The 24,675-nt window shown below is 44.0% G+C and carries 23 protein-coding genes and 1 tRNA gene; 7 read left to right on the forward strand and 17 right to left on the reverse strand.

Annotated features, from left to right (window positions below; translation table 11 throughout):
* Nucleotides 1-48 precede the first annotated feature (48 nt).
* From J7623_RS04125 to J7623_RS04150, 6 genes are all read right to left on the reverse strand, one after another.
* Nucleotides 49-122, reverse strand: a tRNA-Thr gene (locus tag J7623_RS04125).
* A 236-nt stretch (nucleotides 123-358) separates the two neighbouring features.
* Nucleotides 359-658, reverse strand: coding sequence for an HPF/RaiA family ribosome-associated protein (locus J7623_RS04130; RefSeq protein WP_291917423.1), 300 nt, complete (start codon nucleotides 656-658; stop codon nucleotides 359-361).
* 161 nt (nucleotides 659-819) lie between these two features.
* On the reverse strand, nucleotides 820-1,806 hold the full coding sequence (locus tag J7623_RS04135) for a tyrosine-type recombinase/integrase (RefSeq protein ID WP_291917425.1): 987 nt from the start codon (nucleotides 1,804-1,806) through the stop codon (nucleotides 820-822).
* 41 nt (nucleotides 1,807-1,847) lie between these two features.
* Nucleotides 1,848-2,045, reverse strand: a complete 198-nt coding sequence (gene rpsU, locus J7623_RS04140; protein ID WP_291917427.1) for a 30S ribosomal protein S21 — start codon at nucleotides 2,043-2,045, stop codon at nucleotides 1,848-1,850.
* 71 nt (nucleotides 2,046-2,116) lie between these two features.
* Nucleotides 2,117-2,443 (reverse strand): cupin domain-containing protein, encoded by a 327-nt coding sequence (locus J7623_RS04145; protein ID WP_291917429.1) that lies wholly within the window; start codon nucleotides 2,441-2,443, stop codon nucleotides 2,117-2,119.
* 170 nt (nucleotides 2,444-2,613) lie between these two features.
* Complete coding sequence (locus tag J7623_RS04150; RefSeq protein WP_291917431.1) at nucleotides 2,614-3,366, reverse strand: LexA family transcriptional regulator; 753 nt, start codon at nucleotides 3,364-3,366, stop codon at nucleotides 2,614-2,616.
* A 109-nt stretch (nucleotides 3,367-3,475) separates the two neighbouring features.
* Between J7623_RS04150 and J7623_RS04155 the strand changes: the two genes are divergently transcribed.
* Entirely contained in the window at nucleotides 3,476-3,922 is a 447-nt protein-coding gene (locus J7623_RS04155) for a hypothetical protein (protein WP_291917433.1), read from the forward strand.
* Between the two features lie 85 nt (nucleotides 3,923-4,007).
* On the opposite strand, the gene J7623_RS04160 is transcribed toward J7623_RS04155, so the two are convergent.
* Nucleotides 4,008-4,679, reverse strand: coding sequence for an SdpI family protein (locus J7623_RS04160; RefSeq protein ID WP_291917435.1), 672 nt, complete (start codon nucleotides 4,677-4,679; stop codon nucleotides 4,008-4,010).
* Between the two features lie 324 nt (nucleotides 4,680-5,003).
* Between J7623_RS04160 and dinB the strand changes: the two genes are divergently transcribed.
* The 5 genes from dinB (at nucleotide 5,004) to J7623_RS04185 (ending at nucleotide 10,583) form a co-directional block, all read left to right on the forward strand.
* Nucleotides 5,004-6,221 carry a DNA polymerase IV gene (dinB, locus tag J7623_RS04165; RefSeq protein WP_291917438.1) on the forward strand — a complete coding sequence of 406 codons (1,218 nt, stop codon included), beginning with the start codon at nucleotides 5,004-5,006 and terminating at the stop codon, nucleotides 6,219-6,221.
* Nucleotides 6,222-6,305: 84 nt separating this feature from the next.
* On the forward strand, nucleotides 6,306-6,458 hold the full coding sequence (locus J7623_RS04170) for a hypothetical protein (RefSeq protein ID WP_291917441.1): 153 nt from the start codon (nucleotides 6,306-6,308) through the stop codon (nucleotides 6,456-6,458).
* Nucleotides 6,459-6,645: 187 nt separating this feature from the next.
* Nucleotides 6,646-9,603 (forward strand): DNA polymerase III subunit alpha, encoded by a 2,958-nt coding sequence (dnaE, locus tag J7623_RS04175; protein WP_291917443.1) that lies wholly within the window; start codon nucleotides 6,646-6,648, stop codon nucleotides 9,601-9,603.
* Nucleotides 9,604-9,645: 42 nt separating this feature from the next.
* The gene (locus tag J7623_RS04180; RefSeq protein ID WP_291917445.1) at nucleotides 9,646-10,098 is read left to right on the forward strand and encodes an antitoxin Xre/MbcA/ParS toxin-binding domain-containing protein; all 453 of its coding nucleotides are present in this window, start codon (nucleotides 9,646-9,648) and stop codon (nucleotides 10,096-10,098) included.
* Nucleotides 10,099-10,124: 26 nt separating this feature from the next.
* Nucleotides 10,125-10,583: an RES family NAD+ phosphorylase gene (locus J7623_RS04185; protein WP_291917448.1), complete on the forward strand. Its 459-nt coding sequence runs from the start codon at nucleotides 10,125-10,127 to the stop codon at nucleotides 10,581-10,583.
* 110 nt (nucleotides 10,584-10,693) lie between these two features.
* Here the strand turns inward: J7623_RS04185 and J7623_RS04190 are convergent, their stop codons facing one another.
* The 10 genes from J7623_RS04190 to trpS form a co-directional block, all read right to left on the reverse strand.
* Nucleotides 10,694-12,016: an aspartate kinase gene (locus tag J7623_RS04190; RefSeq protein WP_291917451.1), complete on the reverse strand. Its 1,323-nt coding sequence runs from the start codon at nucleotides 12,014-12,016 to the stop codon at nucleotides 10,694-10,696.
* A gap of 80 nt (nucleotides 12,017-12,096) precedes the next feature.
* Nucleotides 12,097-13,170 carry an Ldh family oxidoreductase gene (locus J7623_RS04195; RefSeq protein ID WP_291917454.1) on the reverse strand — a complete coding sequence of 358 codons (1,074 nt, stop codon included), beginning with the start codon at nucleotides 13,168-13,170 and terminating at the stop codon, nucleotides 12,097-12,099.
* 10 nt (nucleotides 13,171-13,180) lie between these two features.
* Nucleotides 13,181-13,492 (reverse strand): DUF3467 domain-containing protein, encoded by a 312-nt coding sequence (locus J7623_RS04200; RefSeq protein WP_291917457.1) that lies wholly within the window; start codon nucleotides 13,490-13,492, stop codon nucleotides 13,181-13,183.
* A gap of 135 nt (nucleotides 13,493-13,627) precedes the next feature.
* Nucleotides 13,628-15,100, reverse strand: a complete 1,473-nt coding sequence (locus J7623_RS04205) for a SusD/RagB family nutrient-binding outer membrane lipoprotein (protein ID WP_291917460.1) — start codon at nucleotides 15,098-15,100, stop codon at nucleotides 13,628-13,630.
* A 43-nt stretch (nucleotides 15,101-15,143) separates the two neighbouring features.
* A complete protein-coding gene (locus J7623_RS04210; RefSeq protein WP_291917463.1) occupies nucleotides 15,144-18,461 on the reverse strand; it encodes a SusC/RagA family TonB-linked outer membrane protein in 3,318 nt (1,105 codons plus the stop codon).
* 67 nt (nucleotides 18,462-18,528) lie between these two features.
* Nucleotides 18,529-18,696 (reverse strand): hypothetical protein, encoded by a 168-nt coding sequence (locus tag J7623_RS04215; RefSeq protein ID WP_291917468.1) that lies wholly within the window; start codon nucleotides 18,694-18,696, stop codon nucleotides 18,529-18,531.
* Nucleotides 18,697-19,413: 717 nt separating this feature from the next.
* A complete protein-coding gene (locus tag J7623_RS04220) occupies nucleotides 19,414-21,486 on the reverse strand; it encodes a helix-hairpin-helix domain-containing protein (RefSeq protein ID WP_291917469.1) in 2,073 nt (690 codons plus the stop codon).
* A complete protein-coding gene (locus J7623_RS04225) occupies nucleotides 21,453-22,247 on the reverse strand; it encodes a hypothetical protein (RefSeq protein WP_291917472.1) in 795 nt (264 codons plus the stop codon). The genes J7623_RS04220 and J7623_RS04225 overlap by 34 nt, the downstream gene beginning before the upstream one ends.
* Nucleotides 22,248-22,470: 223 nt before the next feature.
* Nucleotides 22,471-23,106 carry a deoxynucleoside kinase gene (locus tag J7623_RS04230; RefSeq protein ID WP_291917476.1) on the reverse strand — a complete coding sequence of 212 codons (636 nt, stop codon included), beginning with the start codon at nucleotides 23,104-23,106 and terminating at the stop codon, nucleotides 22,471-22,473.
* 45 nt (nucleotides 23,107-23,151) lie between these two features.
* Nucleotides 23,152-24,159 (reverse strand): tryptophan--tRNA ligase, encoded by a 1,008-nt coding sequence (trpS, locus tag J7623_RS04235; RefSeq protein ID WP_291917480.1) that lies wholly within the window; start codon nucleotides 24,157-24,159, stop codon nucleotides 23,152-23,154.
* 222 nt (nucleotides 24,160-24,381) lie between these two features.
* On the opposite strand from trpS, the gene gatC reads away from it, so the two are divergent.
* Complete coding sequence (gene gatC / locus J7623_RS04240; RefSeq protein ID WP_291917482.1) at nucleotides 24,382-24,672, forward strand: Asp-tRNA(Asn)/Glu-tRNA(Gln) amidotransferase subunit GatC; 291 nt, start codon at nucleotides 24,382-24,384, stop codon at nucleotides 24,670-24,672.
* Nucleotides 24,673-24,675 lie beyond the last annotated feature (3 nt).

The following is a 24,675-nucleotide window of genomic DNA, read 5'->3' on the forward strand; positions in this document are numbered from 1 at the left end:
CTTTGGATTTTGTCATCCGGTTATGCAATAACCAAATAAAAATCGATGAGCCAGCAGAGGGATTCGAACCCCCGACCCACTGATTACAAATCAGTAGCTCTGGCCAACTGAGCTATGCTGGCATCTTTTCAAAAAACATTCTTTCAATAAAGTAACTCGTTGAAAGAGAGCGCAAAATTAAACGAATTTTTCAATTCTCAAAATCTTTTTTTCAGTTTGTTACAAATATTTAAAAATTTATCTGCTTCCCTGAAAACGCCCTACCATAAAGAACTTTGCTACCTTTACCGACCCTCTTTTTGAATCGGGATGGCAAAGGTAGCAAAGAGATTAATATTTCCAAAATTATTTCAGAAAATTATTGAAATTTCTTTTCCTTCTTTCTTTTCACCTGCTCAACAAGGGATTCGAAGGCAAGGTCGAAGGACTCTTCGAAAGATTTAGATTCGTGCTTGACAAATAAGTCCTGGCGAGGTATTCGGACTCTGATCTCGGCTATTTTATCTTTAATCTGGTGGGCTAAATTATCAACTTTTAAAAAGACATCCACGCTGATAATACGATCATAAAACGTGGTTAATTTCTGGAGTTTCTTGTTCACATGATCAATTAACTTAGAATCCGCATCAAAATGCACAGTTTGAATTTGTACGTTCATAGCACTAATTTTTTAAATATTTAACAATCTAGGTTCTAATTAGTAAAGGACGGTCATAGGCATTCTCTTTTAGTATAATGAACTTCATTACTAATATAGTCACTTTTGCAATGCAATGCGGAATAGCAGCGTAATATTTTGTTAAAAGCCTAAAATAATTGCTACGCCTTTGGGTGCGCCTGCCGGTAAACCTTCTTCAGTTGTTCAATCGTATTATGCGTGTAAACCTGGGTGGCAGCGAGGCTGGAGTGTCCTAACAGCTCCTTTATGGCATTCAGATCTGCACCATTATTTGCCAGATGTGTAGCAAACGTGTGGCGAAGAATATGCGGACTTTTCTTTTTTAAAGTAGTGATTTGATGTTCAGTGAGATATTTTCGTACTGTCAGATACACGTATTTGGGATAAAGTCGCTGACCGCTATACGGGTGCACCAGCAATACACCACCCTCAAATTCTTCCAGGCAACTGCGCTTCTGCTGCATATAATGATCCAACTGCTCTAACAGTCCCCTGCTAATAGGAATAATCCGCTCCTTACCTCCCTTTCCCATCACCTTAATAGAAAGGTTGCCTTTATCCACCTTAAATTCCTGCAAAGCAATTAATTCAGACAAGCGAATACCTGTCTGATAAAAGATATCAAAAATGAGCCGGTGGGTAGTCCCTTCGAAATCATTGGCAAAAATCTGCGTGGTAGTCAGGGAAACGGGACTGATATTATCTTCCAGGGCACGCATTCCCTTCTCCTCAATATAACCAGGCAAACGGCGGCTTATTTTGGGCGCTATGACTTTGACCATCGGCGATTGTTTTACAAGGCCCTGGCGCAGACAGTATTTAAAAAAGGATTTAAGTGTGGAGATTTTCCGGTTAACACTTTTGGCGGTCATAGCATCTTCCATGAGCCGTGCCAGCCAGCTACGGATCATTACATGGCTAAGATCCTCCACAGGAGTGCTGTTATAGGTAGCCGTAATGTAATCGATGAATTGGAAGAGGTCATTGCGATAGGCAGTGCAGGTATGCGCCGAGTATCGCTTTTCGAGCTGGATATAGGCTATAAAGCGCTCTACTAAGGAGTATAATGGTTCGTTCAACACAAAAAGATTGATGACTGTAAAGTTATTAAATAACCTTACAATCATCAAATATTTTGAGCTGCATTCAGCTTATCACTGAAAACAAATTAATCTTCAAATTTACCGGTAGCCAACTGTTGCTTGTAAACGGCTTTCAAAACCTCGTTACGACGTTTAACAGATGGTTTAGTAAAAGACTGGCGCGATCTCAGCTGCAGTAAAATGCGAGCTTTCTCAAATTTCTTTTTATATTTTTTAAGCGCCTTGTCTATGTTTTCGCAATCTTTAGAATCAATGATCAACATAATTTTTGCCTCTTATTTTTAGGATCGCAAAGATAACACAACATTTATTAAAAAACAAAAGACAATCAGAATTATTCTGCTTCTCCTCCTTCCGGTCCATAGAATATGACCCATAACAGCAGATCCGGGGTGAAATTCCGGAACCGGTGAGCGGCTCCGGCAGGCACAAACAGGAAATCTCCTACCCCTACCTGCACTTTTTTATCCTCCAGTTCAAATTCTCCACTCCCTCTTATTACCAGGTAAATTTCATCCTGGATATGGGGTTCCTGTCCATCTATCTCCTCAGGACCAAAAATAATCCCCCGCATGGAACCGTGTTCAAACAATACTGCGAAATCATCGTCGCTTTTCTGTAATTGTCTTAAAGACTCTGCAAAAGAGACATGGAACCTCATACTATGGCTATTTTAACGTATTCTGAGATAACCCGAATTTAAGAAAGAAAACGTGAATTTGAGCCAAAAATGAAAGGCATGCAGCCATTTTCCCGTACGACAATACCGGAGATAATTCCCCTGATCATCATCCGCGAAAATAGCTGTATGCCTTCGGCTTTATTGTTTTCTTAATCTTTCAGCTTCTTCTTCAGCAAGCTTACCTGGTCCTGGAGACTACTCACCATATCGGCCAGGTGGTTCACACTCATACGGCTTTGTTGACCGGCTTTGCTGATCACGACATCAGACTGCCATAATTCCAGCACATCTTCCATATCCACGCCATATGGCTCAAATTGTTCGTTGTCAGATGCCAGGGTAATTTTTGATTTGGAGCGGTTGTTCTTCTGGACTCTTTTAAACACAATACCTCCTCTGGCAGTTACCACCACATAGGTTTCATTGTTTTTAATTTCGTCCCACCCTTCTACCTTATGGCAAACGATTACAGAACCGGAAGTAACCGGCAGCATAGAATCCCCGGTTATTTCAAAAGCACGGTAATCACCGGCACCCAGCATGGGCAAGGTAAACGTATTCAGCTCCTCAATAAATTCTTCATCGTTATACCCGGCCAGATAACCGGCGGCCGCTTTTACCGGCACAAATTGTATCGCCTGCCGGGCACTACCCAGCTTTTGCTGACGACGCTTTTCCAGGAAGCTGTCTTTTTGGGAACCCAAATCACGACGAAGCAGATCATCGATGGAGACCCGGAACATATCACTTACCTGTTCCAGGATTTCTGTACGGGGCTCTGCACGCTCTTCCTCATATGCACCCAGCAGGGAACGCTTAATACCGAGTTTATCGGCAAACTCTTGCTGCGTCCAGGCTTTTTGCTTACGCAGATATTTCAAATTCTGACATACTACGGACATAACCTAAATAATTTAGTACCTTGCTAACAAAATTAGCAAATATTTTTATGAATTACCAAATATATTCGGGGCGCTTCGCTTATTTTTGCCCGGTAAAATCCAACTAGATATGTTAAATTATATCCACTCCTTTTTAAGATGGGCGTTATTACTCGCTGGGATCTGGGCCGTTATCCGTTCTTTAAAGGGCGTAACAGGTAAAACGCCGTTTACTGCAGCAGACAGCAAAGCCGGGCTTTTTTTCATGATATTCTGTGACCTGCAGTTGTTGGTAGGACTTATTCTCTTCTTCGTAAGTCCGTTATCACAGGCTGGCATATCCAATATGGGGGGGGCTATGAAAGATCCTGTTTTAAGATTTTTTACAGTAGAACATGAAACCATGGCTATCATTGCTATTGCACTGGTACACATTGGCAAATCTAAAATAAAGAAAGCCGCTTCTGACGCGCAGAAACATAAACTGGGGCTGATCTTCTTCGGGCTGGCACTGGTGTTGATACTGGCGCTGATTCCATGGCCTTTCCGTGCTGCATTAGGCAAAGGATGGTTCTAATAACCCATTCATTACAGATATTTACTGAAATGGCGTCCTTGTCAGGGACGCCATTTTCTTTTCCGGTTTATAGATTGACCACTGGTTATCCTTTGTCTTTGTTATATAATCTGAACGAATAAATGTATGGCAATGCCGCCAGCACAATGGCTACGAAGAAAATAATAAATACCCCGGTAATCAGCGAAAGGAAAAATCCTGCTATAATAATCACTACCCCGGCACTTACCCATAAATTACTGGCCATCAAATGAGTTTCGGTCCATACACTGGCGCTTTGCAACGTCCATGGCGTTCTTACTCCTACGTAATTATTGGGCTTCAACTTACGCAGGTAAAAGCCGATACCCGTAATCAGCAATCCTACACCGATGAAAGCCCAACGCTCCATGATAAATGATTTACCCTGGCTAACCAGGAAAATAATAACGCAGGTAAAAATGGCCTGATAAGCATGTATGAGAAAGCGGATGCGATAATATTCTTTATGCTCCAACTCTATAGCAGAAGGGGTGATCTGCTTTTCCCCTGCAGCAGGAATATAGCGGAACAGGAAATAGATCAGTGCGTTTGTGAAAAAAAGGAAAATCATCAGTAACAGGAAATCCCGCTTTGTGCTTACTTCTGTAATATCTAAAGCATTTGCGTTGGTAGAAAGTACTGCGGGTATTGAATTCCAGATGATGGCAAGGTAGGCCATGGGTACCAGCAGTAACGCAAGAATCAGCAATTCTTTGGTAAAATCCGGCTGTTTCATTTGGAGGTCAGTTTAAAGGTTAAACCACTCACATACGTCCCTTTTCCTTCATTTCCATTCTCTTATCTATTACATATTGGATGCCAGTTCTGTTTATTAAAGTTACGAAAATTGAACGGTAGGGAAGTTGTAATAAATTTTGCTAAATTTATTAGTATTACTAAAATAATTAGTAATTTAGCAGTCCCAGATTAATCAGATAGAAGTGATTCCGGCTGGCAGGCCTGCTGCTCTACTATCCTCACCCTTTGCCCGGCCCGCCATCCGTATCGCTTTTATAATATCGGGAATTCCGTCCTTGTTTATCCCATAAACCAACGTTTTATGATTACGCTACAACAAAGGACCATTGCGCATTTTGACCTGGACTGTTTTTTTGTTTCAGTAGAATGCCAACGGGATAGCCGGTTAGCCGGACAGCCGCTGCTGGTTGGCGGCAGCAGCGACCGGGCCGTAGTATCGGCCTGCAGTTATGAAGCCAGGCGTTATGGTATTCATTCTGCTATGCCGATGAAAACGGCGCTGCGCCTTTGTCCACATGCTATTGTCCGCAGTGGGGACATAGAACTGTATAGTGCCAAGTCCAGGGAAATCACGGAAATCATTGCCGGGAAAGCCCCCTTGTATGAAAAGTCCTCTATCGATGAATTCTACCTGGACCTTTCAGGCATGGACAAATTTTTCGGATCGCTGAAATGGACCACTGAGCTACGGAAAATGATTATGAAAGAATCCGGGCTGCCCATTTCATTTGGACTGGCGTCCAATAAACTGGTGTCCAAAGTAGCGACAGATGAAGCAAAACCCAACGGTCAACTGGAAATACTGTTTGGTAATGAAAAAAGTTTTCTGGCACCGCTGGCGGTGGAAAAGATTCCAATGGTAGGCCGTGAAACCGGTGCCCAGTTAAGGCGCCGTGGCGTAGAAACCGTGAAGACACTGAGTGAAGTGCCCATCTCCCTGCTGGAAGCATGGATGGGAAAAACCGGGATAGCGCTCTGGAAAAAAGCCAATGGTATCGATGAATCGCCGGTAGTGCCTTTTTATGAACAAAAATCTATTTCTACAGAAAGTACTTTCCCTGCCGATACGATCGACATGGAATTTCTACATGCAGAGTTAGTACGTATGACAGAAAAAATAGCCTTTGAATTAAGACAACAGAATAAACTGACCGGCTGTGTTACCCTGAAAATACGTTACTCCGACTTTGAAACCGTTACCAGACAGATGACCGTTGCCTACTGCTGTGCAGACCATGTACTGCTGCAACATGTAAAAGAACTATTCAAAAAACTATATGATCGCCGGCAGTTGGTACGCTTGATTGGCGTTCGTTTCAGCCACCTGGTACAAGGAAATTATCAGATCAGTTTATTCGACGATAAACAGGAAATGATTGCACTTTACCAGGCAATTGATCAAATTAAAAACCGCTTCGGCTGGGAATATTTAATGAAAGGCACCAATGTGGTACCTCCGGATAAAAGAAGTCAGCGGCGACCTGAAAAAGACATCATGCCGTATTTTAAAGTGAAATAAAATAGCTGGATAAAGGCCATGGTATTGCATGTATATAATGCAACATTTTACTGCGTATTACATCTCCGGAAAAAATACCAGGACATGTGTAAACAGTATTCAGATGCAACATACCGGAAAATGGCCATGACACAGGATGTGCATAGTATAGCGCACCACGCGTATCACATCTCCGGAAAAAATACCCGGACACGTGTAAACAGTATTCAGATGCAACATACCGGAAAATGGCCATGACACAAGATGTGCATAGTATAGCGCACCACCGCGTATCACATCTCCGGAAAAAATACCCGGACATGTGCATACCACATTCAGATGCAATATATCAGGAGATAACCACGATACAGGATGTGAATAATAACACTTCACCGCGTATTACATCTCCGAAAAAAAATAACAAAATGAACCAAGCCGTTCGATTATGTACTTAAACTGCAAAACTTTTTTTAGCCTGCGCTATGGCACTATGCACGCGGAAATGCTGGTAAAAAAAGCGTTTGAGCTGGGTATCCGCACACTGGCACTGACTAACATCAACATCACTTCGGACGCCTGGGAGTTTGTGGAACTGTGCCGGCAACATGATATTAAACCTATACTGGGATTGGAATGCAGGAATGGAAACGATTTCAAATACCTGCTGCTTGCACGTAACCAGGAAGGCTGGTACGGCATCCACCATTTTTTATCTCAACATCTTACGCAGGAAATTCCATTTCCAGCGCAAGCCCCTGTTATTCCCCACACCTACGCCATTTATGCATGGGGTACCCGCGACCCCGCCACATTAGCCGCACATGAGCTGATAGGTGTAAAACCCTGGGAAAGAAATAAATTATTCAGAACAAATACACCCGCCCTGCGCGACAAACTGGTGATACTGCAACCGGTAACTTTCCAGGATGAAGAATATTTTGAACTGCATCGCCTGCTACGGGCCATAAATGAAAATATCCTGATTTCACAGCTAACACCCGCTATGACCGGGCATCCGGCAGAACAATTTGTGCACCCAGCCAAACTGGTGGAGCACTTTTCCGACTATCCGCATATCGTGCAGAATACGCTGGAAGTCATGGAAAACTGTAAGGTTGAAATGGCGCTTTCTTCCCACCTTACCCGCAATAAAAAACATTTTACAGGAAGCGTGGAAGGCGATCGCGCCAAACTACGAGAACTGGCGCTGGCAGGCATGTATTACCGCTATGGCGATGATCACGAAGAAGCCCTGCGACGGATTGAAAAAGAATTAACCATTGTGGCACAAATGGAATTTGAAGCCTACTTCCTGATTACCTGGGATATTGTACGGTACGCGCAGGAACAGGGATTTTTCTATGTTGGCCGTGGCAGCGGCGCTAATTCCATTATCGCTTACTGCATAAAAATTACTGATGTAGATCCTATAGAACTGGATTTATACTTTGAACGATTTCTTAACCCTTCCCGCAGTTCTCCACCGGATTTTGATATCGACTTTTCCTGGCGCGACCGCGACCAGGTGATTCAATATGTTTTTGACACCTACGGAAAAGAATATACCGCCCTACTTGGTACTGTTACTACTTTTCAAACCAACGCTATCATAAGAGAGCTGGGCAAGGTATATGGACTGCCCAAGAAAGAGATCGATAAAATATTGGAGAATGGCTTCCAGCTGCAGTTAGACAACGAAGAGATTCATCGGAAGATAGCCCATTACTGTGATCTGATGGACAGAAAACCTGCTTTCCCTAATCACCTGAGCATTCATGCCGGCGGGATTTTAATCAGTGACGCTCCTATCCATCATTATTGCACTACTTATCTGCCTCCGAAAGGTTTTGTGACAGCCCAACTGGATATGTGGCAGGCGGAAAGAATCGGGCTTTATAAGTTTGATATCCTCAGCCAGCGCGGGCTGGGACATATCAGGGACGCCATCGACATTATCCGTGAAAACCGCCGTGTACACATTGACATCCACAATGTGAAAGCATTCCAGATAGATACCCGTGTAAAAAATAACCTGGCCACCGTTAATACCATTGGTTGTTTTTATATAGAATCTCCTGCCATGCGGCAACTGTTGCTCAAATTACGTTGCGACAACTACCTCTCGCTGGTAGCAGCCAGCTCTATTATCCGTCCGGGTGTAGCACAATCGGGCATGATGAAAGAATATGTAGAACGCTATCGTCATCCTGAGAAAGTAGTGTACCTGCACCCGGTGATTGAAGAATTATTGAAAGAAACTTTTGGCATCATGGTGTACCAGGAAGATGTGATTAAAGTAGCGCATCGGTTTGCAGGACTGGAACTGGCTGATGCGGATACGCTGCGTCGCGCCATGGGAGGGAAATACCGGGGCTCAGATCAATTTGAACAAATAGAAAAACGTTTCCTGGATAATTGTGAAGAACGAGGGCATCCCCGCCATATAGCAGCAGAAGTATGGCGGCAAATCTCCAGCTTCGCCAGTTTCTCTTTCTCCAAAGCCCACTCCGCCAGTTTTGCCGTAGAAAGCTACCAGAGCTTGTACCTGAAAACATATTTCCCGGCGGAATTTATGGTAGCTGTTATTAATAACTTCGGCGGCTTTTATAACCGTGAACTCTATTTCCGGGAACTGCAGAAAACCGGTGTAAACCTGCATCCACCCTGCATTAACAACAGTGACTATTACACCAATATCAAAGTACAGGAAGTATATGTAGGATTTATTCATATAGAAGGCCTGGAACAACTACTCACAGAGCGTATACTGGACAACCGGAAAAAGTATGGACCATTTGCCGACCTGGAAGACTTCACCCACCGCATTGCGCCGGGTCCGGAACAACTGGAAATATTAATTCGTATTGGCTGCTTCCATTTTACCGGGCATACCAAAAAAGAATTATTATGGAAAAGCAGCCTGCTCATGAAAAACAAAAATACGATGCAAGCCCCGGGGTTACCCTTGTTTGGCCCTGCCACTGTTGACTGCGAATTACCAACCCTGGCCTATCATGCGCATGAAGATGCTTTTGATGAGATTGACCTGTTGGGATTTCCATTGCAATCGCCTTTTAGCGTACTACAACACCAGCAAAATACGTATATGCCTGCCCGTGAATTCGGAAAACACGTGGGATTGCCGGTAACTACCCTGGGCTACCTGGTGACCACCAAGTTTTTACGCAGCAACAAGGGGGAACCTATGTGTTTTGGAACATTCCTGGACAGGGAAGGTACTTTCATAGATACCGTTCATTTTCCAGATAGCTTGCGGCAATTTCCATTTCAAAAAGGTGGTTTTTATGTTTTACAGGGAAAAGTGGCCCAGGAACATGATGTAGTGACACTGGAAATCAATAAAATGTGGAAGATTGGGTATTTTGAAGATAAAAAGTCTTAAAACCGACAAATTGTTGTATTTTTGCGACAAATGTCGGGTATTATGAAACACGTAAAAGGATACCGCGTACAGGAAAATGCGTTGCTCATTGTAGAAGCACCTGGAGCGGCTTTCAATGCCGGTAGCGGCTATTTTGACTTTATACAACTTTCCCGTAGTGGAATTATTAAGCAGGCATTGTTGAACCTGAGCAGGCAACTGTCTTTTTCTTTATCAGAGCTGGCGCAGGTAGTACATGTGTCTGAAAGAACATTACAGCGTTATGCTGATGATGCGAAACTCTCCGCCGATACGTCTGAGCGGGCCATATTGCTGTCTCAGCTCTACCAACGAGGCACCGAAGTGTTCGGTCAGCTGGAGAATTTCAAGGAATGGATGAGAACACCTTTGCCAGCATTCAATTATCAAACACCTATTTCGCTTTTAGATACCACTTTCGGGTTCCAACTGATCCAGGATGAGCTGGGGCGGATTGAACATGGCATCTTCGCATAATCAAACTTACTAACGAAACCTTCAACATGGAAGTATACAGGATCAGTAAGTGTGCTTACATCAATGATCTGAGCGGAACAGGTGCGCGCTTATATGGCGGACGCTGGAACAGTCCGGGGCATTCAATTGTGTATACCGCCGGCAGCAGGGCATTGGCCGCCCTGGAAGTACTGGTACACGTTCCGCTGAAAAATATTATCCAGGATTTCTGCATTGCTACTATTCATATCCCCGACAACATTGCTATTAAAGTATTAACCAAGTATGACCTGCCTTCCGGCTGGCAATCACTTGCGCCAGACCCATTGCTGCAGGCCATTGGTGACGAATGGGCCGATACCGCTAAATATGCTGTATTAAGAATTCCTTCCGTTATTATTGCAGATGAAAATAATTACCTGATAAATCCGCTTCACCCGGATGCACCAGCCATTACTATTGCCAATACACAACCCTTTGTTTTTGATCAGCGACTAAAAAAATAATTACGAATTTCAATTACGAATTACGGAGTTGTGTGTAGATAAAAGCGGATGATCTTCGCGAATATCTACACACAACTCCGTAATTCGTAATTGAAATTCGTAATTCTCTTTTATTCCAGGCCGAACAGCCCTTTATTCAGCACCTGCAATGTTTTCTCTTTATACTGACCATTGATCAGGATAGAGATGTTATGCCGGCTACCACCATAGGAAATCATGCGCAAAGGAATTTCTTCAATGGCATCAAATAACCTGGTGATAATAGATGGTGTTGCTGCAACCTCGTTACCTACAATAGATACAATTGTCTGATGGTAATCCAGCTCCACGGTACCAAACGGTTGTAATTCTTTCAGAATCTGATCAAGGTATTGCTGGTTATCGATCGTTACAGATACGGCAACTTCAGAAGTAGTGATCATATCAATTGGCGTGCGATATTTTTCGAATATTTCGAAAATCTTGCGGAGAAAACCATATGCCAGCAACATACGGCTGGATTTGATTTTAATGGCGATAATACCATCTTTTGCCGCGATGGCTTTTACGCCATTGCCATTAGGTAACTCTGTAATAATGGTGCCTTTGGCGTCTGGTTGCATCGTATTCAGCAATTTCACCGGGATGTTGAAATGCTGCGCAGGCCAGATAGAAGCCGGATGGAGAATTTTAGCACCGAAGTAAGCCAATTCTGCTGCTTCATCAAAGGAAAGCTGATCGATAGGGAATGTTTTTTTCACCACCCGTGGATCATTATTGTGCATCCCATCAATATCTGTCCAGATTTGTACTTCGCTGGCTTGTATTGCGGCGCCGATGAGGGAAGCAGAATAGTCGCTACCACCACGTTTCAGGTTATCAACTTCGCCACGGGCATTGCGGCAAATGTATCCCTGGGTAATAAATATGTGCTTGTCTTTATGCTGGCTGATCAGGTTAGCCAGTTTAATTTTTATCTTAGGAATTTCTGGTTCTTCGTATTCATCGATACTCATGAAGTCCAGCGCAGGTAACAATACTGCGGGAATGTTTGCTTCCTCCAGGTAAACGCTGAATAAACGGGTAGATAACAATTCTCCCTGTGCCAGGATATCTTTGTTCAGCGCTTCATTGAAAGAGATTTTCAGGATGATATTCAGAAATTCGAAGTGTTCATCAACAATCGCTTTGGCATTGGCGCGGCCGGCTTCCTGCTTCACCAGTTCATCACAAAAGCTGCGGTAGTGGCTTTCGAGCTTATCTATCTGCTGCTTCGCCTGTTCTTTTTTACCTTCTGATAGTGACTGACTAATTTCCACCAATGCATTTGTGGTGCCTGACAGTGCAGACAGGACCACAATTTTCTGATCGTTATCGACTGTGATCAGTTGTGCTACCGACTGCATACGCTCTGGTTTTCCCACGGAGGTTCCACCAAATTTTAACACTTTCATCTGAATGTTTTGTTTTTGCTTTAGCTACCTGAAATCCAGCATGGGCTTTATTCCCGGTGTTTTTTATGAACGATTATGATTTAAAAATTCAAATTAAACTTTGCAGCCACTTCCTTCATATCCTTTACCACAGGGGCTATTACAGGGATTCCCTTTTCCAGTCTTTCCTGCTGCATTTCTCTTTCCGGATCTCCGGGTATCAATACTTTTTTTCCGGCTACTGGCTCGGCTGCCCGGAAGCGGCTGATCCAGGTATCCATGTGTTGCTTAAATTCATCTGCCGGGCGGAAGGCGTCTACCCGCATTGCACCGAAGAAGTGGCCCAGCCCTTCCCCTACCGGGTCAGGTGCCAATGGCAGAAAGCTCACAAATGGAGGCGCCCACGGGCCATAATTGGCGCCGGAAAGAACAGCCGAAAATATATCAACGATGGCGCCCAGGCAATATCCTTTGTGGCTTCCATGTTCCCTGTCGCCGCCTAATGGCAACAACGCTCCGCCACTTTTGAGTTCATGAGGATTTTTGCTGGGGTTGCCTTCTTTATCCTGTATCCAGCCATAAGGTGCATCCTCATTTTTGCGTTGCAGTATTTCCAGCTTACCATTAGCTGCGGTGGTAGTAGCAAAGTCAGCTACAAACGCCGGCTGCTCTTTGGCAGGAATCGCTACAGCAATAGGATTGGTTCCCAACATGCGTTCGATAGAAAAGGTAGGTGCTACCAAAGGGCTGGCATTGGTCATGGCCATGCCGATCATATCCCGCTCCAGCGCCATCATAGCGTGATAACCGGCAATCCCAAAGTGATTGGAATTTTTCACACTCACCCAACCTGTTCCTACTGCCGCCGCTTTCTGCATGGCTATTTCCATTGCGAAGGGCGCCACTACCAGTCCAAGGCCTGCATCACCGTCAATAACAGCGGTGCTGGGGGTTTCATGTACTACGCGAATATTGGGACGAGCGTTGATCCGCTTTGCCTCCCATAAACGAACATAGCCCGATAAACGGGCTATTCCATGAGAATCGATACCACGCAAGTCGGCCGATACCAGTACTTCACTGGCCAGGGCGGCATGCTCAAGGCTACATCCCATATGGATAAACACCTCTTTGGTGAATTCTCTCAAATGATGATAAGAAAAAATGTGTTCCATCTGATGAGAATTAAGCCTGAGCGGTAGGACCACCAAAATTCAATGGAACGGAAACTTGTTCCTGATCCTGAATGGGACCATGTATAGACTCGTATTTCTTAATATTATCCAGCATCGCTTTCATAAAACGCTTGGCATGCTGAGGGGTGAGTATAATACGGGATTTAACCTTCGCCTTAGGCAGACCTGGCATCACATTCACAAAGTCTACCACAAATTCGGCGTTGGAATGAGTGATGATCGCAAGATTTGCATATTGCCCTTCGGCGATTTCTTCGTTCAACTCTATATTAAGCTGATTCTGTTCTTCCTGATTTTCCATGTTGTACGTTTTTGCCGTACAAAAATAGAAAAAGAGGACTCAAATGAGTCCTCTTTTTTTTATTGACCAGTATATTGACCACTGATATATAGTTCTCTTCGTCAAATTTGCTATGCAATATGCTTGCTGGCAACATTAATTAACGCCTGTGCGGGTGTCCCAATACATTTGTGCGCCCCAGTAGTTATCTTTTACTGAACCCACCGCTGCACCGCTGTTGGCGCCATTCAGGGTAGTTTCCGTGTTAGGATAAGGCAGGCGGAAAGATGTACGGGTATGACCCGGATAAGGAGATCCTGAAGCTGCTGGTAATAAAGGTACATCTGTTCTTCTGGTTTCGGCCCATGCTTCGTGACCGTCTTTAAACAGGGCAAGCCATTTCTGGATATAAATCTTTTTCACGTCGCCATCCCATTTTACGCCAGTACTTGTTTTATAGGTGGCTTCGGATATGCCATTTTCTTCCAGTGACAGGTCGATACCAGCTTCATAAGCGTCTTTTGCGCTTACGCCTGCATTCCAACCATTAGCCGCAGCTTCAGCCAGGATGAATTTCACTTCTGCTGCGCGCATGAATGGTGTAAACCCTGTTCTATTGTCCCTGAAGCGAGCGCCAATCCTGGAATACAATGCAAGAGAAGGCAGTTTTTCGCTATCCTTGATACCAATTCCTACACCTCGATATTTGCCATCGCCTGTAGCCGGTTTAACATATACGGGAAGACGCGGATCATTTAACTCAAGGAGTTTATTAACCAGTACATCGCTAACAGCGTGGTCGTCACGACCATCGTCGTACTTGTTGGAAGACCAGGGTTCATTGTAAGGTTTACCGCCAGGCCAATTCAGGAATGCATTATCAACATTGCCAGTCATGACAGGGAATTTAGCTGGGTTGCCTGCAATTTCTTCAATATTTGCCTTAGCTGTTGCAGGATCTTTCTTGCTCAAACGTATAGCGACCCTTAACCGCAATGAATTGCAGAATTGGCGCCATTTGGCTACATCTGTTTGAAACAGGACATCTCCGTCGCCCAGCACATCAGCACTGTTCTTTGCAAAGAGATCATTAGCAGTTTTCAGATCTGCCAATATCGCTGCATAAATATCCTTTTGACTATCATACTTCGGTGTAATGGCCCCACTGCCACCTTTTATAGCATCGGAGTAAGGTATATCGCCCCACGTATCTGTCGCTATTTGCGCCACGTAACACTTGAATGTGAGCGCCGCTGCCTGCTGATTTATTTTATTGCTGGCGATCGCATCATTGATGGTGATCTGGAGATTATTTAAAACATGGTAATGATAAGCCCAAAAATTCTCTATAGCTGCCGGTCTGAATACATTACGCGCCTCATCTATATATTGTGTCTTACCCAGGTGGCCCCCGAAACATTCAGGTTCATTCATGTCCGCAGTAGCATCAAAAAGGTTTTGTGCATAATAGACAAGAGAGTAAGCCAATGTATTGTTGCCTGGTACCTTCAGTGGAGTATTGGGGTCTGTATTTATTTTTTCAAAGTTTTTTGTACAGCTCCCTCCAGTCATCATTATCAACGCCCCGACCAGGAAATATTTTGATAATCTTTTATTATACAGTTTCATAATACTAATTTTAATTAAATCATTAATCAGCTTCCACACTATATTAGAAATTCAGATTTAATTTCAAACCGATGCTTCTGTTTGAAGGGATCTGGTATTCTTCAAAACCCAGTTGGGCAACGTCGTTACCAAATCCGGTTTCGGGGTCAATATGGGCTTTGTTGCTTTTATCTGTATACAGGAGTGCTACGTTCTGTGCAAATACAGATACTCCGGCACTTTTCAACCATCCCCATCTGCTGATTAAATTAGCTGGAATGTTGTAACCAAACTGAATGGTACGAAGTTTTATATAAGTACCATCGATGATATCGAATCTTGTACCAGAGGAAGCACCGTCGTAAGAGAGATACTTAAAGGCATTGTCGGCAGCTACCACTTTGGTATTGGGGCTACCACCTGCGTCTACAAACTTATAATCGGTTAGGATATCTTTACCAAGTACCACACCTGTTTCACGAATGTTGCCGGCTGCTGTAAAATCCGATACTCCGGTATTGGCGCCGAACATATGTGTTACGCTGAATATATCGCCGCCTTTCTTCATGTCGATCAGGAAGCTGAGATTGAAGTTGCGATATCTGAAAGTATTACTAACACCACCGATCCAATCGGGTACGATATTACCAATTACCTGGTCTTTCTTGAAAGAAGGTAATCCATTGGCTCCTACTACTATAGCACCTGATTTAGGATCTGTTACATAATCTGCCCCCCTGATTATACCATACTCCTGGCCGGGAATAGCTCCGATAGTAGTTCCCCAGTTGCGTCCCAGCTGGAACCATGGCAATTCCTGACCAGTTCTTGGATCAGTATACAGTTTGGTTACCTTGCTGTTATTTTTTGCCCAGTTGATAGTCATATCCCAGTTAAAGCCATTGTCGTTGCGCAGAATACCTAAATTCAGTTGTAGTTCCACACCCTTACTCACAATTTCACCAGCATTGATCAACGCAGTAGTAGCTCCGGACGCAGCGGAAACAGAGATAGGCATGATCTGGTTGATGGTTCTCTTGTCGTAATAAGTTGCATCGAGATTCAGCCTGTTATCAAGGAAATGTAATTCAGCACCAACTTCAACACTCTTGGCACGTTCTGGCTTCAGGTCCAACGGCGGGAGTCTATATGACTGATGATAGAGGGTCACGCCATTGAATGTATTTGATTGAGGAACAAAAGATCTTAGAATCATGTAAGGTTTTGTTCCAGAACCTACTTCTGCATAGCTCACACGCAGTTTACCATAGGTAAAGGCTGATGAGTTACTAATTTTTAATGCATCGCTGAAAATCCAGCTTAAGCTGGCGGAAGGATAGAAATAAGAAAGGTTATTGACAGGCAAAGTAGAATTCCAGTCATTCCTTGCTGTAAGATCCAGGTATAACCAGTTACGGAATCCTAGTGAAGCTTGCGCAAATACGCTATTAGAACGGAGTTGCGAAATATACATCGTGTTAGAAGTAGCACCTTTTGCGTTACCGATAGTGTATAGATCCGGAACAGTCAGATCGTTCGCGGTAATAGAAATATTTTTAGTCTTTGCATCCCGGTAGTTTCCACCAGCAGTATAAGACAAAGAGAAATCTTTACCCAGTTTACCACCACCACTTGCAATCAAATCTGCATTCACTTCATTTCCGTAAATGCTCCAATCAGTAAACTGACCACCTATGCCGTATAAAAAGTTAGCAGTAGCCAGCGAGGAAGTATTTTGAGTTCTGCTCTCAGAAAACCAATCGGTACCAATACGCCCCATCAGGCTAAACCATTTGTTGAATTCGTAAGAAACGCTTGCATAACCGAATATGCGATTTTTTGTGCGGGTGTTTAAGTTTCTATATAAACTCAGGTATGGGTTATCGTGATAGTTCAGGTTCCAGTTGTATGGAACGCCAGTACCAGGAAATGCGGGATTAGGCATCATTTTATCCCAGTTGTTTTTCAGGTCATTCATATCTACCTGGCGTCCGAACCAGCTACCTATTGACTGCATTGGGTTGAATTCGTTATACCCCTGTCCTACCAGGTTGTCATTAAGTGTTTGTATGTAGTTAGCCATAGCTTCTACTTTCAACTTATCAGTCAGGTTTTGTGCAGTGCTCAACATCGCCGAATACCTGGTTTGATCTGTGTTGGGAACGGTCCCCATCTGACGTTGATGACTCAGTGAAAGCCTGGTACTACCCCTGGCAGTGTTACTGGTTAATGATACGTTGTTATTGAGTGAAAATCCTGTTTTGAAGAATTGCTTCACGTTGTCGGGATGTGATATCCAGGGGGTAGCTGTCCTGTTGCCGTTAGCATCCAGCGGACTATTGTACTGAGGTAATTTTAGTCCTATATCCATTCTCGGGCCCCAGCTTTCATCCACACCATCATTTACTCCGCCTCCTTGTCCATCAACATACGCATATCCGTTTTGTAATGCCCAGTCCTGGTATGACAACGGGTTATTAGGTGTTTCCGCTTTATACAGGTTGTACCAGTATTCACTACTGGTGGAGCCCTGTCCGTATTTATTCTGGTATTTAGGCAGGATGTATTGTTTTTCGAATGAAGCACCACCGCTATACGAAACTCCAATGCCTTTAAAGGCAGACTTTCCACTTTTGGTGGTGATCAGGATTACGCCATTACCAGCCCTGTAACCATACAAAGCAGCGGCATTGGCGCCTTTCAGGATGGAAACGGAAGCGATGTTTTCCGGATCAATATCATTGATACCATTACCATAATCTACAGCAGATTGCTGGTCAGTAGCACTGGCTGTAAGCGCTCCTGGTATTACCACTGATTGTGGGTTATTGATGGGAATACCGTCTATAACAATCAGCGGAGCATTATTAGTAAATGAGTTGTAACCGCGCAATACAATGCTGACACTGGATCCCACAGCACCACCGTTGTTATTGATCTGTACACCTGCTGCTCTACCAGACAATGAGTTTAAAACATTCGTTTCATTTGTTTGTGTAAGTTCGGTTCCCTTTACTTCCTGCACCGCATATCCTAATGCTTTCTTTTCTCTTTTAATACCCAGGGCAGTTACCACTACTTCATTGATGGTTTTCTCTGTTCTTATCAGGCTTATGTTCAGCGTAGATCCGCTCACTGCTACTTCTTTGGTTTCATAGCCAAGGCCGGAAATTACCAGCACCTGTCCATTATTTACTTCCAGTTTGAAGCCGCCACGTTGATCTGAAACGGTGCCTTTAGACTGGCCCTTTAATTGAATGGTGGCGCCAACTACAGGATCACCGCCGGTGTCAGTGACTTTCCCTGTAACAAGTTTTGCTTGTCCGATGACAGTTGCAATAGATAGCAGCAACATCATCGTTAATAAGAATTGTTTTCTCATAAAACGAATTGTTTTGTTTTAGATTTAGGTTAGATAGTCCGAGGTGGACGTGGGAAGTGGAGGGCTGTTAACAGCCGGGCACATTGTCAGATAAACTATTCATCATACTTACCGAAGCAACACTGTTGGCCTGTGTAGCGGTAAAACCGGTAGGAGTGCCAGTCACTTGTTTCTGCGAACAAGGCTGGTGTACAATTGCCATAAGCACGGCAAAAAGGAGTAACACCTTTTTCATAAATAATTCAAATTTTGGTTGAAAAAGAAATAAACATGGCGTCATACAAGACGCTTTATTGTTGGGCAACAGCAGGCACTTACGCCAGGTATTACCTGATGCTTCATCATGCTGTCCGCATAAGCAATAGCATATCTTCCCCGTATCGCATCCGGTGATGCGACCAATAAATGCCATAAGACATCTTGTTCCCGGGTCAATGGGAAATATGGGCGAATAATATACCGTATACCTACGGTATGGCTATGTAAAAGGACAAGTACCTTTCTTCATAAACAGTTCAGATTTTGGTTGTTTAAATATTCATCGTGTATTCCGGGAATACTAAGCGAAATACAGCTAACTTATTACTGACGACGGTTCAAATTATTACTAACGACAGCTCTAATATAATTACAGAAAAAACTAAAACGCATTACATTTCAGGTATTGGTAGAAGTCCAGGCTAATGTGATGAATCCCCGCGTGATGTTGGCTAATCAGGTAATGAATCTTATATTGAATGCCTGTAATTTATGATGACTCACAAGCTACTAATCATTGAGATTCTACCTTCAAAACAAATCAGATTTAGATTTAGATTTAGATTTCGGTTGACCATCACAATTTAGAGAAAAAAAGAATTCCGTACTACATCTCGTTAACATTTTTTTAACTGGCTGTAAAGATCACGATTCAATGATTTGATAATCAGCGAGATTAAGTCGTCTAATTTTTCTATTTACTTATCAGATATTGCCACTGCAATTGCACTATTGTTTTTTTATTGCCGTTGATTCTATCGTTGCCACTACCTATTTGATCGGCATCCTGATAAATGGATTGATGAAAACGTCCCCACCCTGAAAGCCGGCGATTCACCTTCCATTTTACATTTGCGTAATACTGCCATCCGCGGCCATAGAGCTGGGATACAGCGTTCTCGTATAACACGCTGCTTTCCGTTGCATAGATGCGCGCATCATAACTGCTGGTTTGAAAACGCGACACGCGGCCACTAATGGCAAAGGGCAAACGACTAAAATGATACGCTGCATCCAGGTACATCATCCATCCCTGCTGCGTAATGGCAGTAGTACGATATCGGCTGCCTTCCAACCGCAGCGCGGTATTGAATTGCTTGCGCAGTTGCCAGTCCCACTGCATACGTAGGTGCGTAGCCGTTACTACTTCCGGCACTTTAACCGGGTTACCAGGCAGCAATATATTTTCAGCTCCCTGCCTATAATTATACCGGCATTGCCAGCTCATTTTTTTATTTAATGCATAGCTGCCGGATAAGAAGAACTCTTGCCCCGCAGCAGGTGCATTAATACGGTATTTCAACCATGGAAATTTAAAAAAATCCGCATAAGTGTCCAATTTACATTTATTATTTATCTTCAGTGTAAGCCCCATGTATATGCCCTGTTCATTCCCGGTGCGATAACTATCACCGAAACCTTTTGCAAAAAAGGATTGATAGGCTTTATCATAATAGCGATACAGCAATGCGGCATCTGCAGCAGGAGCTATGCTGGTAAGCAATCCCTGCACAATGGCCAGCTTGCCGTTATCACTGGCTGCCACTTCACCGAATACATGCACATTCTTCCAGCTTCCGGCATAGTCTATACTGCCACCCACTAACTGCTGACCGCGAAAATCAAACTGGTTGTAAGGCGCGATCTTTTGCTGTAAAGCGGGTGTAAATCGCTGCCAAAGCACATTCCCGCCCAGCTGCCAGCGATGAGTTACATACCGGACATTTCCACCGGCAGTGCCTGCCTGCACCTTTCCTCGTCGGCTTACTTCAGCCGAGGTACGATGATAACCGCTGCTGTTCACACTTTCCGCTATCAACTCTTCCATCAACGTATCTGTACTGGCGTCTTGTTTACGCCAGGAGCCAAATGCCGTTACTTCCCAATGACGCTGCTGCAGGGTGACCGCCGCGCCTCTAAAAAAATAAAACTCACCCGGAGACGTATAAGGCCGCAACACTTCCCCTTCCCGTTTTATCTGCATTACAGACGCTCCTTTGCCATAGGCCTGCCCCTGCCAGCTTAATAGTCCTTGTCCAAGATTAACCGTATAATCACCCAACGCCAGTGCTTTTATCTTTCCAGCATTCCTGATAAAAAGATGAGCGCTGTAAAAGTCAAATCCCTGTTGCTGCGCACCTTTAAAAAGTCCTTCTCCGGCGTCTTTCTCCATCACCACTCCCCAACTGCTGTAGCGGGGAAAGTTATAACGGTAACGTATAAACAATTTATCAGGACTTCCCATATAGGCAGGTTGAGTACTATCAGTATGCTGGTATCCTTTTGCTTTTTCCAGCGGATGCGCATAACGTAGCAGCACGGCATGATCTCCTTTGTGTAAGTAGTCCCGCATGGTGTAATGAGGCGCCAGATCATTTCCCACGGTCACGTAGGGCAGTATGCGCCGGATCACTTCCGGCTCAAAGCCTGGTATTGCCTGTAGTTCGTAGATACTTAGCAGGTCCCCGAGCACCAGGCGGTACTGCAGGAAGTGGCTGATCTGTAGTGGTGTTAACAAGCCAAGCGACTGCAGGGTCGCCTCATCTGCTGTATTCAGGGATATGCGGTGTCGCGCCAGGGCATTTAGGCGTTGCCATTGCGCATCATCTTCTGATACCGCGTCTGTGCCGGCGGTAGTTTGTTCCAGGTTATTGGCCATTACTGCCGGTAATGATTCCTCTGGCTGTTGTGCCATGGCGGCCTTGCATACATATAGCAGTAGTATGCCACAAATTATTCCGCAGCGGGTGCTGTAGCAGGTTGCCATATCAGCGATGTTGAAGGGGTGATACCTAACTGTGGATGAAAGCCGGCGGCAATATCTATACGCAGGGAGCGCAGATAAAAAATAACGGCCGCATTGTGATAAGCTGGTCCGGATGCGATACCCATTTCCAGCGCCAGGGCGTTGATCAGCCGGTAATACACCCCTGCTTTTATACTGGTTGTACTGCCAGTACCGGTAATCATGGCGGTTAGCAGGCAGTCCCGCGAGGCTTCAAAACCGGCGCCACCACTATAGCTCATTTCTTTTCCCATCCCTTTACGCACCTGCAGGCCGGTATGTACCTTCTCGTTGCAATGCCACAATATCCCTGCATCAACGCTCAAAGCACTGGTAGTACCTGCTCCCTGTGCAGTAGTGGATTCGTAATTAAACTGCAGTCCTATGCCAGCACAACGCCCCAGGCTACGCCCATAGGCACCGCTCAATTGCTGCTGATGCCAGGCACTGTTACCCAATCGCACCAGGCTGCCACCAAATGCACCGGCCGGTGAAGGCACCGCCAGCATCACGCCATACAACGATGCCGCCTTCAATAAAAATCTGTTCTCGGAATAAATACCAGCGCTAAATGCCGGCAAATCTGATAATCCGGCAGGATGATTCCATACTGACATGATCTGCTGAAAATGACGGCTATAACTGCCAATGCCGCTATTTTTTCCAATAGGCAGCAATAACGACTGCGCAGATAACAGGGAGATCCACCACGTGGATACAAGGGTTAACATAAAATGTTTCATCCGGAATTTGGGTTTAACAATAAATGCAGCAGACAGCTTTCTGTACTTGGGTTAACGGCTATCCACTGCAACAAAGGTAGATATCTCCTGATAGCAATCTGTTAATGAAACATAAATGAAGCAGAAAGCAAAAAGCAGAAAGCAAAAAGCTATTGCAGCGAGTGATATACGCGACAATAGCTTTTTGCTTTCTGCTTTCTGCTCCTGGTTTTACGGTTCCTTCCTAGAACAAACCGTACAACTGAGAATCAATTTTTGAAATAATTTCTCCCAGATCCTCATCACTTTCCGGGAATTTATTTTTATCGATATCAATAATCAATAAAGGACCCTCATCATACTTCTCGATCCAGTTGTTATAATATTCGTTGAGGCGTTTCAGGTAGTCCAAACGAATATTCTCTTCATACTCTCTTCCCCTTTTCTGGATTTGTGCCACCAGGGTAGGAACAGAAGCCTGCAGATAAATCAGCAGGTCTGGTGGTTTCACCATGCTTTTCAGCGTTTCAAAGAAATTGAAATAATTATCAAAATCACGCTTGGTCATCAGTCCCATTTCATAAAGGTTGGGCGCAAAAATATGCGCATCCTCATAGATGGTACGATCCTGGATCACCGTTTCTTTCCCGTTCTGCACTTCCAGCAGTTGCTTTAACCTGCCGTTCAGAAAATATACCTGCAGGTTAAAAGACCAGCGGGGCATATCTTCATAAAAATCATTCAAATATGGATTGTGCTCTACATCTTCATATTGCGGATGCCATTTGTAATGACGACACAGCATTTCTGTCAATGTAGTTTTGCCAGCTCCGATATTTCCGGCGATAGCGATATGCTTAATCTTATTCTGTTTTGCCATGCGATGATAGGTATATATTGAAAATAGCTACAGTTGGCGACTTTTTCAATAGTAATTTAAACCAATAAGTTTTCTCGCCTGTTGCAAAGTTTGTGCCGCATTCGCTCTCGCTTTCTCTGCACCGGCTTTCATGATTTTCTCCAGATAGTTAGTATCCCTTTGTAGTTCTTTTGCTCTTTCACGGATAGGTGCAATGAATTTCACCATGTCTTCTCCCAGCTGCGGTTTCAATTCTCCGAAACGGATATTACCGGTTGTATTCCATTGATTCTCGAAGAAGGCTACTGTTTCGGGTGCAGACACGAGCTTCATCAAATCCAGCAGGTTTTGCACAGATTCAGGCATTTCAGAACCTGGAACACCAGTACCTGTATCCGACTTGGCTTTCTTTATCTTATCCATGATTTGCTTATCCTCATCTGCTAAATAAAGCGTAGCCATTTCATTTTCACTTTTACTCATTTTGCCTTTACCATCCAGACTGGGAATACGTACCAGTCCATCACCATAGTTGAATGCTTCCGGTTCAGGGAACAGTTCTCCATAACGGTGATTAAAACGCTGTGCAAAATTGCGTGCCATTTCCAGGTGTTGTCCCTGATCTTTACCTACCGGTACTTTTACTGCACGCTGAATGATGATATCCACACTCATGAGTACCGGATAAGTCAACAGACCGGCATTTACATTATCTGGTTGTAAACGTACTTTATCTTTAAACGTAGGCACCCTTTCCAACTCACCCACATAAGCCAGCATGTTCATCAGCAAATACAGTTCTGCAATTTCAGGTACATCGCTTTGTGCATACAGTGCTACTTTTTCCGGATCCAGCCCGGATGCGATATTCTCCGCCAGCACCCTCATTACATTACCTTTCAGGTCCTTAGGATCCGGATGGGTTGTTAATGAGTGCCAGTCTGCCACAAAAAAGTAGCAGTTAAATTCTTCCTGCATCCGGATATAATTACGGATTGCGCCAAAATAGTTGCCTAAATGCAAATAACCAGTGGGGCGTATGCCGCTTACCACAATTTCTTTTTGAGTAGCCATAACAGGGCGCAATTTAATGAAAAAGCCGAAAGCTGAAAGCAGAAAGCAAAAAGCTATTGTAGCGAAAGACCAGAACGGATATTTCTGCGCTTTAATCATTCGCTACAATAGCTTTTTGCTTTCTGCTTTCAGCTTTCTGCTTTTTCTGGCCGTTTATCCCTAATTTTGAGATACTATCATATTTACCATTTATATTTCATTATCTTTTGATTTAATTTGATTATGGAAGTGAACGACGTGCTGGTGCAACAACTGGCAGATCTGGCCAGACTGGAATTTAATGACCAGGAGAAGGTAGAAATACGCGGAGAACTGCAACGCATGATTACCTTCGTGGAGAAACTGAATGAACTGGATACCTCCAACGTGAAACCATTACTTCACCTGACAGATGATTATAATGTTTTCAGGGAAGATAAGGTTATCCCCGGTATCAGCCGTGAAGAAGCCCTGCAGAACGCACCTTCCGCTACTGAGGAATACTTTAAAGTGCCGAAAATTATAAAGAAATAACCC

Source organism: Chitinophaga sp. (assembly GCF_017745275.1).
Taxonomy (GTDB): Bacteria; Bacteroidota; Bacteroidia; order Chitinophagales; family Chitinophagaceae; genus Chitinophaga.

Bases quoted from the DNA above. Each gene is read 5' to 3' on its own strand.
- J7623_RS04135 (WP_291917425.1), bottom strand. From the start codon at position 1,806: ATGATTGTAAGGTTATTTAATAACTTTACAGTCATCAATCTTTTTGTG.
- J7623_RS04210 (WP_291917463.1), bottom strand. From the start codon at position 18,461: ATGAGAAAACAATTCTTATTAACGATGATGTTGCTGCTATCTATTGCA.
- J7623_RS04160 (WP_291917435.1), bottom strand. From the start codon at position 4,679: ATGAAACAGCCGGATTTTACCAAAGAATTGCTGATTCTTGCGTTACTG.
- J7623_RS04180 (WP_291917445.1), top strand. From the start codon at position 9,646: ATGAAACACGTAAAAGGATACCGCGTACAGGAAAATGCGTTGCTCATT.
- J7623_RS04155 (WP_291917433.1), top strand. From the start codon at position 3,476: ATGTTAAATTATATCCACTCCTTTTTAAGATGGGCGTTATTACTCGCT.
- J7623_RS04200 (WP_291917457.1), bottom strand. From the start codon at position 13,492: ATGGAAAATCAGGAAGAACAGAATCAGCTTAATATAGAGTTGAACGAA.
- J7623_RS04215 (WP_291917468.1), bottom strand. From the start codon at position 18,696: ATGAAAAAGGTGTTACTCCTTTTTGCCGTGCTTATGGCAATTGTACAC.
- J7623_RS04170 (WP_291917441.1), top strand. From the start codon at position 6,306: ATGTGTAAACAGTATTCAGATGCAACATACCGGAAAATGGCCATGACA.
- dnaE (WP_291917443.1), top strand. From the start codon at position 6,646: ATGTACTTAAACTGCAAAACTTTTTTTAGCCTGCGCTATGGCACTATG.
- J7623_RS04225 (WP_291917472.1), bottom strand. From the start codon at position 22,247: ATGAAACATTTTATGTTAACCCTTGTATCCACGTGGTGGATCTCCCTG.
- J7623_RS04145 (WP_291917429.1), bottom strand. From the start codon at position 2,443: ATGAGGTTCCATGTCTCTTTTGCAGAGTCTTTAAGACAATTACAGAAA.
- J7623_RS04230 (WP_291917476.1), bottom strand. From the start codon at position 23,106: ATGGCAAAACAGAATAAGATTAAGCATATCGCTATCGCCGGAAATATC.
- J7623_RS04150 (WP_291917431.1), bottom strand. From the start codon at position 3,366: ATGTCCGTAGTATGTCAGAATTTGAAATATCTGCGTAAGCAAAAAGCC.
- J7623_RS04220 (WP_291917469.1), bottom strand. From the start codon at position 21,486: ATGGCAACCTGCTACAGCACCCGCTGCGGAATAATTTGTGGCATACTA.
- J7623_RS04205 (WP_291917460.1), bottom strand. From the start codon at position 15,100: ATGAAACTGTATAATAAAAGATTATCAAAATATTTCCTGGTCGGGGCG.
- gatC (WP_291917482.1), top strand. From the start codon at position 24,382: ATGGAAGTGAACGACGTGCTGGTGCAACAACTGGCAGATCTGGCCAGA.
- J7623_RS04190 (WP_291917451.1), bottom strand. From the start codon at position 12,016: ATGAAAGTGTTAAAATTTGGTGGAACCTCCGTGGGAAAACCAGAGCGT.
- dinB (WP_291917438.1), top strand. From the start codon at position 5,004: ATGATTACGCTACAACAAAGGACCATTGCGCATTTTGACCTGGACTGT.
- J7623_RS04130 (WP_291917423.1), bottom strand. From the start codon at position 658: ATGAACGTACAAATTCAAACTGTGCATTTTGATGCGGATTCTAAGTTA.
- J7623_RS04195 (WP_291917454.1), bottom strand. From the start codon at position 13,170: ATGGAACACATTTTTTCTTATCATCATTTGAGAGAATTCACCAAAGAG.
- trpS (WP_291917480.1), bottom strand. From the start codon at position 24,159: ATGGCTACTCAAAAAGAAATTGTGGTAAGCGGCATACGCCCCACTGGT.
- rpsU (WP_291917427.1), bottom strand. From the start codon at position 2,045: ATGTTGATCATTGATTCTAAAGATTGCGAAAACATAGACAAGGCGCTT.
- J7623_RS04185 (WP_291917448.1), top strand. From the start codon at position 10,125: ATGGAAGTATACAGGATCAGTAAGTGTGCTTACATCAATGATCTGAGC.